The sequence below is a fragment of the Prevotella sp. P3-92 genome (assembly GCF_002251205.1).
In the GTDB taxonomy this organism is placed as follows: Bacteria; Bacteroidota; Bacteroidia; order Bacteroidales; family Bacteroidaceae; genus Prevotella.
The window spans coordinates 41,913-50,117 of the sequence record NZ_NPJE01000027.1; the positions used below are offsets into that span (position 1 = coordinate 41,913).

The window sequence follows — 8,205 nt, forward strand, 5'->3', positions numbered from 1 at the left end:
GAAAAGTCATTTCCGTGTTGTAATTCGTTAAAAATTAGTGCAAAGATACAAAATAATTGCCGATAAATGACAGAATTAACAAAAAAATCAGTACCTTTGCACCCGCAATTTTGCAAAAGTAACACAATTTTTTATTTTAAACAGTATGAATCAATACGAAACCGTTTTCATTTTGACTCCCGTTTTGTCTGATGAGCAGACAAAGGAAACGGTCGCTAAATTCACCAAACTCCTTGCCGACAACGGCGCAGAGGTTGTGAACGAAGAGGCCTGGGGTATGAAGAAGATGGCTTACGCCATTCAGAAGAAATCTACAGGTTTCTACTACCTGGTAGAGTTCAAGGCTGAGCCCAATGTGATCAAGAAGCTCGAAACAGCTTTCCGTCGTGACGAGAAAGTTATCCGTTTCCAGACAGTTAAACTTGAAAAGCACGCTATCGAATATGCTGAGAAGCGTCGCAACAAAACCGGTAAAAAAGAGGAGGCTTAAGTTATGGCAGAACAATCAGAAATCCGTTATTTGACAGCTCCTTCTATCGACACTAAGAAGAAGAAGTATTGCCGTTTCAAGAAGAGCGGCATCAAGTACATCGACTACAAAGATCCCGAGTTCCTGAAGAAGTTCCTGAACGAGCAAGGCAAAATCCTGCCCCGTCGTATCACTGGTACCTCACTGAAGTATCAGCGCCGCGTGGCTCAGGCTGTTAAGCGTGCTCGCCAGATTGCACTGCTTCCTTACGTAACTGATATGATGAAATAAATAAGGAGGAGGACGACAATATGGAAATTATACTGAAAGAAGATATTATCGGTCTGGGTTATAAGAACGATATCGTAAATGTAAAGTCTGGCTACGGCCGCAACTATCTGATTCCTCAGGGTAAGGGCGTTATCGCTTCTCCCTCTGCTAAGAAGATTCTCGCTGAGAACCTCAAGCAGCAGGCTCACAAGCTCGCAGCTATCAAGGCTGAGGCAGAGAAGAAAGCTGAAGCTCTCAATGGTGTTGAGTTGACTATCACTGCTAAGGTGAGTGCTACCGGACAGCTCTATGGTTCTGTCAATGCTAACATCGTTGCTGATGAACTCAAGAAGCAGGGTCACGACATCGATCGCAAGATCATCACCATGCGCGATGCTAAGATGGTTGGTGATTACGTTGCTACCATCCACTTCCACAAGGAGGTTGAGGTTGTGATTCCTGTAAAGGTTGTTTCTGAGGCAGCTCCCGTTGAGGAGGTAAAGGCTGAAGAGGCTACTCCCGCTGTTGAAGAAGCTCCCGCTGTGGAGGAGACCTCAGCTGCTACAGAAGAGTAATATTCTGTAAATCAATACATAAGTTATTAACATAAGAGGGTGCGCATACGTATGTGCGCCCTTTTTTCAGCTAACAGCCCAGCATCTCGGTGCGCAATTCGGGGGAGGGGAAGTTGGCGACAGTGAAAACAGCTCCCCTGATGCATCGTGCGACGTGTCTAAAAATCATGATGACGACGCTCCCGCGCGCCATACCAGTTGCGCCTGGTGGCTCTATTGTGATTTCTAATACGTCACAATTGTTATCTCACAAAAAATGCTAATCTTTCCATAAAATACCGATGCTATGCAAGAGATTCTCATGACCCCCGATGTGTGTATGAAATTCCTGGTCTGGTCGTACTACTACCACGACCTCCTGCCAGAGCAGCACATGAGTTACAAGACCTGTGGTCGGTTCTCCGAGGAAGATGCCCTCCGCCTTGACGAACTGAAAGACATGCTTTTCAAGTGTTTTGAAGCGCAGTCAGTCCTCAACGCCTGCCAGCAGTTCCGTTTGGCGAAACTGCGTCAAGAACCCTGTCCCTTCACCCAACAAGACCTCGACCGTATGTTTGCCACCGAAGTAGAGTAGCACGGCACACGGATTTTTTTCTGATTTCCATTTTCAGAAGGTGACTACCAACCGCAATTATCGCCATAGCAATCATCATTCTCGCAGCAGCAATCATCATAATCTAAAAAACAAATAAATTTATCGTTTATCAGCGTAATTGTCGTACCTTTGCTAAGGTGGTAGTCCTCCGTGCGCAGTTAAGTCATTGTTATATGAAAGTTTGTTTATCCAATGGCTTTCGCCTCTACCACCATAAATTAAATATAAAACTTCTTTATTATATTTCAGTATTATATTCATACACTATTAAGAATTTGACCGCCTTTCGATTTCTACCCCCAATTTTCATACAGCCATTCCTTACAATTGTTATGCGGATGATTGTGTAAATGAATCATAAATCCAAGTAGCAAATTGCGCATGAAAAGTTAAATCTTACACTCAGAAATGGAGTTTTTCCGATTTTCCTTCGTTTATCTCGAAAAAAGGAAATAACTTAGCCATAAAATTTAATTGATTAATTATGGGAAGTAAAGACTTAAACAGATTGAAGCTGGTCTTAGTCGAGAAGAAGTGAACGGCGAAATGGTTGGCGCATGAACCTGCGTGCAAATGTCCAGGTTCTCTCAAAACAGTATTCACCTATCTCGCTGCCAACAGTGTTCATAGGAGAGAATAATGTGATGAATCCTGAATATCAAATCGACGGAAGGGTGATTGTCAATTCGGGCATCGACTGTCAGTACTCGAAGATTAAGGCATCGGTAGATTTCTACAACATGTTGAACAAAGACTATTACCAAGGCGGGAGTTTCATATTGCCAATACCACAGCAGAAGTTTAACTTCCTTGCCAAGGTTTCTTATGTCTTTTAATGAGATTACACAATGACACGAATAAGGATAAGATTAAATGTTATTCAAGAAAAATTCTGGATGGACGATTTGTTGAAATCGCCGTCCACAGAATATAACGACCCTAACCATACCTTTATCATCAAGGGAAATCTGTCGTTGCCTGTCCTGAAGGAGGCATACAGGAAGATAATGGTTGAATATCCGCCGTTTTCTTCCATCGTCGAGGTCGATAACGGCAATCCCTATTTCGTTCCACAGGAGAATTTTGAACTGCCGTTCAAGCTCCTCACCATTGACAAAGACACTGATGCTGAACACGTTGAAAAGATGCTGTCTGACCTTGTCAATGTGCCCTTCGACCTTGGTCGTGAGCTGCCTTGCCGTTTCTGCTGCATAAGGAAGGGAGAACTCCACTATCTGCTCCATTCGTTCCATCATTTGGTTATGGACGGTATGTCGATAAGGACATTCTTCGACCGCCTGACAACCATCTACAATCAGCTGATGGACAACAGGTATGTCGCTGAAAACCAAATTGAACAACTCTTGCAGTTCAACAAGGTGCTCGACAGTCAGTTCAAGACAAACAATGCCGCCGACACCGCATATTGGAAGCAATATATCAAAGATGTGCCGGTGAAGGTGATACTGCCTCAGACAGTGTATGACAACACCAAGACCACAGATGCGCCCAACACCTGGCGTTTCCGCCTTGGAGAGGAGATGGACTCTAAGGTCAGCGGGCTATGCAAGCAATGCAACACCACCCATTTTCGAGTCTATTCCGCCGTTTGGACTCTTACACTGTCTAAGGTGCTTAACACCAGTGCCATAGCCTTGGACCACGCCTTGAACATGCGTCCCAAGGGTTGTCCGCTTTTAGGCGTGTTTGTAAATAATTTCCCCATCAAATACCCTTTCAGCGAATTTTCCGACAAGTCTTTCACCGACCTTCTGGAATACTCCAACTCCAATCGTATGGCAGAGCAACAGCATATTTTTGCCATCTATGGCGACTATCTGCCAAAGACCCACAACGCCATAAGGGACTCTTTTAATTTCAGCATTAACTATCCTCTGAAACTGGATGAGTTAACCGTTGATTTCAAAGATTGCGAGGTGTTGGATTGGCGACACGTCAACACCAACGTGTCTGCCGAACTGCTTCTTGTCATCGACGCCGACAAACAACTGACTTGTGACTTGCGCTATAAGCAAACCATATCATTGGAATATGTGAAGATGCTGGGCCACACCTTCGGATACATCCTCCGACAGGTGACGGACAATCCCAAAGTCTTGTTGTCGCAGATAAGGCTCATCGACCCTCAAAGACAGCAAGAACTCATAGAGATTGAGCAGGCAAACCTACAACTTGCCTCCAACCACGATCCCTTCACCTGTATGTTCAAAAAACAGGCGATGGAACATGCCAACCACATTGCAGTGGTGCATCAGGAACAAGAAATCACTTATTCTGAACTTGACAAACGGAGCGATGTCCTTGCCCGCAAACTGCATGCCATGGGCATTGCACGGTCCAATATCGGCATTGCATTGCCCAAGACCATCGATATGATTGTGGCAATACTCGCCACACTGAAATCAGGCAACACCTATGTGCCCATCGACATCCACCATCCGAAGGACCGCATCGCATTTATCGTCAACGACGCTTCCCTACGGCTTGTGTTCACCCATAGGGAAACACGTGATATGTTCGGCACTCTACCGTGTCTTGACCCAAGTGCAGCTGACATCATTGCCGACGACGAATCTGTGGCTTTGCCCCAGGTTCTTCCAGACGATGTCGCCTACATCATCTACACCTCCGGGACAACGGGCAAGCCGAAGGGCGTTCCAATTAGGCACTCAATGCTTAGCCAAACTATTGTCAACAACATTGCCTTGCAGAAGATGACAGAAGAGTCGAGGGTAATGCAGTTTGCCAACATTGTTTTCGACGCCTCCGTGGTGGAAATCTTTCCATCTCTTGCCATCGGAGCTACACTCTATCTGCCCTTGGAGGAAGAGAGAAGGGACACGAGCCTGCTGCTTGGTTTCCTCACTCGTCACAAGATTTCGCTCATAAACATTCCGCCAGTGCTTCTTGTCACCTTGCCCCATACGGATTTGCCAGCCTTGAAGACTATAGTGGTAGGAGGCGATTTGACGAATAATAATGTAATAGAATTTTGGAGCAAGGACAGGTTGTTTATCAATGCCTATGGACCTACGGAAAACTGTGTCGATGTAACATACAACATCGTTACGCCTCGATCTGCCGTCAACGATATTGGCACCAGCATGCCAGGTGTAGCTTCCTATGTGCTCGACAGCCATCAGAACATGGTGCCCGACTATGCCGTGGGAGAGCTATACATCGGTGGAGTAAAGTTGTCTGACGGATACATCAACAGGCCAGACCTTAACCAAACCAAGTTCATATCCAATCCCTTTGCATCCGACGACGACAGGAAAAACCACCGTAATCTCGTACTCTACAAGAGCGGCGACCTTGTGATGCGTGACCGCAACGGGCATCTGTTGTTCCTCGGACGCACCGACCATCAGGTGAAGCTGAACGGCTTCCGAATAGAGTTGGGCGAGGTGGAGACGATAATCTCGGAATTTGGCAATGGCATCAAGAATGTCTTGGCAATGATAAGGGAAAACAACGGAAACAAAATGCTTGTGGCTTATCTCCTCGTTCCTGACGCGGAAAAATTCCCTGTTGATGACCTTAAAGCCCATGTCCTCAACCGTCTCCCTTCTTATATGGTTCCGTCGGCTATTGTGCCGCTTACGGCATTTCCATACAACACGAGCGGTAAAATCGACAGGCAAAAACTCCCTATGCCAGTTTCCGAGACAGACCTTGCCAACTACAATGCGCCAACCACTTTGACGGAAAGACGTCTTGTAAAGATTTGGGGCGACCTGCTAAACAAGGATTTTATAGACAGTAACGACAGTTTCCTCTCTTTGGGTGGCGATTCGATAATGGTCATTCAACTCGTATATGGAATTCACAAGCATTTCGGTATCTCCGTCAACGCGTCCAACATCTACGAGAATCCCACTCTCGAAGGCATGGCACGGCTTATCGACACAATGCTTGACAACACCGACGACAACGCTTGCCTTAAACTCCTTTCCATAGCCAGGGAGGTGATGGGCACAGAAGGAATTGATGCCGATACCGACCTCTTTGAGGCGGGAATGAACAAGGCTCTATTGGATGATTTTGTTCATATGTCGGCATCCAAAGCCTATGTCTTCTTCACCACTTTCGACGTTTTGAAGTTCAAGAGTGTGAAGAACTTAACAGACAACATCGACAGGAACCTATACTCTTGGGGCGAGGGTACCGACGAGAGAAAGCCGGTGATTATTTATTTCAACGGTTTTGTGGAGTCATACCCTTATAACATGCCTGTCATTTCCAGTTTCGAGAAGAACTTCTCGGTCTTTAACATCGAGTCGATATACAATTTCTTCATTGGCGGCAAGGATGTCTCCCTCCAAGTTTTGTTTGAAACATACGAAGACCTTATGATGGTGGCATTGAGAGACAAGCAAGTCCTTTTCTTGACCGGTTATTGCATCGGAGCCGAAATAGCCATCGCATTTGCCAAGTTTATGAGTCAGCGTCATCCCGGCATTAATCTCAGTGTGGTGAACATCGAAGCCGTATATGACCGCAAGAACTATTATTTCCTGAACCTTGATACCACTCAGAAGTCTAACGACCGTCGCCTTGAAATCTTCAACAAGGTATATGCCGATATGCCCGAATTAAACTACGATGGCACCGTAGTGAACATTATGGTCAACAAGCCCATCCTGCATGAGAACCAAGCCAATGACGAGGGAAAGACCAGAGAAGAAAACGAAAAGATGAGAAAATCGTGGAAGGGGAACATAGACAATTGGAACTCCCATTATCCCGCTTCTCCCTGCCATCTTCTCGACTGCAACCATATGGAAGTACGAGACCGGAAAGACATTCTCGACAGAATACAGGACATTGTATTAAATAGTTTCTCGTTTTGATAATCATAGTCGCAAAAGTTTTAATACTGATGTCTTCAGTACGATACTGCCGCCACTTTTAATACCTTAAACGAGGTAAGGAGGGGATTTGTAGGGCGTAAATAGGATGACGGAAACAGGATAATGATAGTAGGTATTTTGAACATTTTGTAAGGAATTAATATACCGAGATATTAGTAAAAAACTACGGGAAAATGAGTGTATTAATGCGATTATGAGGATTTTATAATTATTTGGTATTGTAAGGAAAATGTTTTCGACGTAACTTTGCAGTCGAAAACGAAGAACCCATTTTGATTGATATGAACATAAAAAAACTACTCGACAGGACGACAGTGCTCGCAGCAGCACTCGTCCTGACAACAGAAGCAAACGCAGCACCAACTTACTCCGTTGGCGGTGTTTCGGAAGAGCTACGCCAGGTGCTGATTGAAGATGCCAAAGAATATGGTTTGACTTTTGAATATTCTGCCGAACATTGGAGAACGATTGTAAAGGAGAAGGATAGAAGGGAATATCCTATATGAAGGAGAACCGAGAGGAATTGCGGACAAAAATGCTAATACATTGCAAGTTTCGGGAGGATCAGGGGACAGGTTCCTGATTCTTGTCTGTCTTGTGAATTTTCAATCCTCTGGGAAGGGTTCGAATTCATCAAGGGAACAAGTAGGGAGTCTTGTTTAGCCTTCTGAGGATGATTCTCTTGATAAGAAACCGATTAAGGCTATAGGGTGTCAAAGTGTCAAACTCATTTTCTATTACCAAAAAACAGACATGTCAGTCTTTATTTTTGCATTTCTAAAACCTAAGTATCTTTGCATCAGGGAATAGCTGAAGTTTGCAAAGTTTAATCAGAACTTACCAAAAACACTGACATGTCAGTTTAAATTCATGCATTTCTAAAACCTGAGTAAATTTGCCAAAAGAAAAGAGTTGCTTGCCAAGCAACCGTATGAATATTGGAGAAGTTAAAACTATTGCCAAATCATTACCTCTTCGTGGAGCATGTGGCAAAGGCGTTATGGCCGGTAAAGCGTAACCCACACGTGTTTGTGGGACGGTATATCAACGTGAATAGAAAACCTGACGGGACTATCTATCCTACGTTCAATCGCCCAGACTACAACGAGAAACTCACTTTCGCTAAGTTCTGTATGGAAGCTGCCAAAGAACTGAGGCAGGTTGCCAAACTGGTAGATAGTGCAACAGGCCTCGGAGAGGGAGTGTGAATTCTAGCCAAAATATCAGTTAATATCAGTTACAGTTGTTTTTTTGAGGGTATATAAAATTTCAACCTAAAAAGCTGTAATATAATGACTTACGACATTACAACAAAGACTGCTCCAGCCATGCCAAAACTTGGAAAAGGCTTGGATTTTGTGAAATTAGTGCTCTCGCAGGTATCTCCAGACATGCGTGAAC

At 44.6% G+C, this 8,205-nt stretch carries 8 protein-coding genes; all 8 read left to right on the plus strand.

What is annotated here, in order from left to right; genetic code table 11:
- Positions 1 to 145 precede the first annotated feature (145 nt).
- The 8 genes from rpsF to CIK93_RS04465 all read left to right on the plus strand — a co-directional run bounded on the left by rpsF (position 146) and on the right by CIK93_RS04465 (position 8,012).
- Positions 146 to 490: a 30S ribosomal protein S6 gene (rpsF, locus tag CIK93_RS04430; RefSeq protein ID WP_094390758.1), complete on the plus strand. Its 345-nt coding sequence runs from the start codon at positions 146 to 148 to the stop codon at positions 488 to 490.
- Positions 491 to 493: 3 nt separating this feature from the next.
- Positions 494 to 760 (plus strand): 30S ribosomal protein S18, encoded by a 267-nt coding sequence (gene rpsR / locus CIK93_RS04435; RefSeq protein ID WP_094390757.1) that lies wholly within the window; start codon positions 494 to 496, stop codon positions 758 to 760.
- Positions 761 to 780: 20 nt separating this feature from the next.
- On the plus strand, positions 781 to 1,314 hold the full coding sequence (rplI, locus tag CIK93_RS04440) for a 50S ribosomal protein L9 (protein WP_094390756.1): 534 nt from the start codon (positions 781 to 783) through the stop codon (positions 1,312 to 1,314).
- Positions 1,315 to 1,600: 286 nt separating this feature from the next.
- Entirely contained in the window at positions 1,601 to 1,888 is a 288-nt protein-coding gene (locus CIK93_RS04445) for a hypothetical protein (protein WP_094446698.1), read from the plus strand.
- Positions 1,889 to 2,466: 578 nt separating this feature from the next.
- Positions 2,467 to 2,745, plus strand: coding sequence for a hypothetical protein (locus CIK93_RS04450; protein ID WP_094391827.1), 279 nt, complete (start codon positions 2,467 to 2,469; stop codon positions 2,743 to 2,745).
- Between the two features lie 12 nt (positions 2,746 to 2,757).
- Complete coding sequence (locus CIK93_RS04455) at positions 2,758 to 6,783, plus strand: non-ribosomal peptide synthetase (RefSeq protein ID WP_094446699.1); 4,026 nt, start codon at positions 2,758 to 2,760, stop codon at positions 6,781 to 6,783.
- A gap of 302 nt (positions 6,784 to 7,085) precedes the next feature.
- Positions 7,086 to 7,310, plus strand: coding sequence for a hypothetical protein (locus CIK93_RS04460; RefSeq protein ID WP_094446700.1), 225 nt, complete (start codon positions 7,086 to 7,088; stop codon positions 7,308 to 7,310).
- A 432-nt stretch (positions 7,311 to 7,742) separates the two neighbouring features.
- Positions 7,743 to 8,012, plus strand: a complete 270-nt coding sequence (locus CIK93_RS04465; RefSeq protein WP_144007615.1) for a hypothetical protein — start codon at positions 7,743 to 7,745, stop codon at positions 8,010 to 8,012.
- The last annotated feature ends 193 nt before the right edge of the window (positions 8,013 to 8,205 follow it).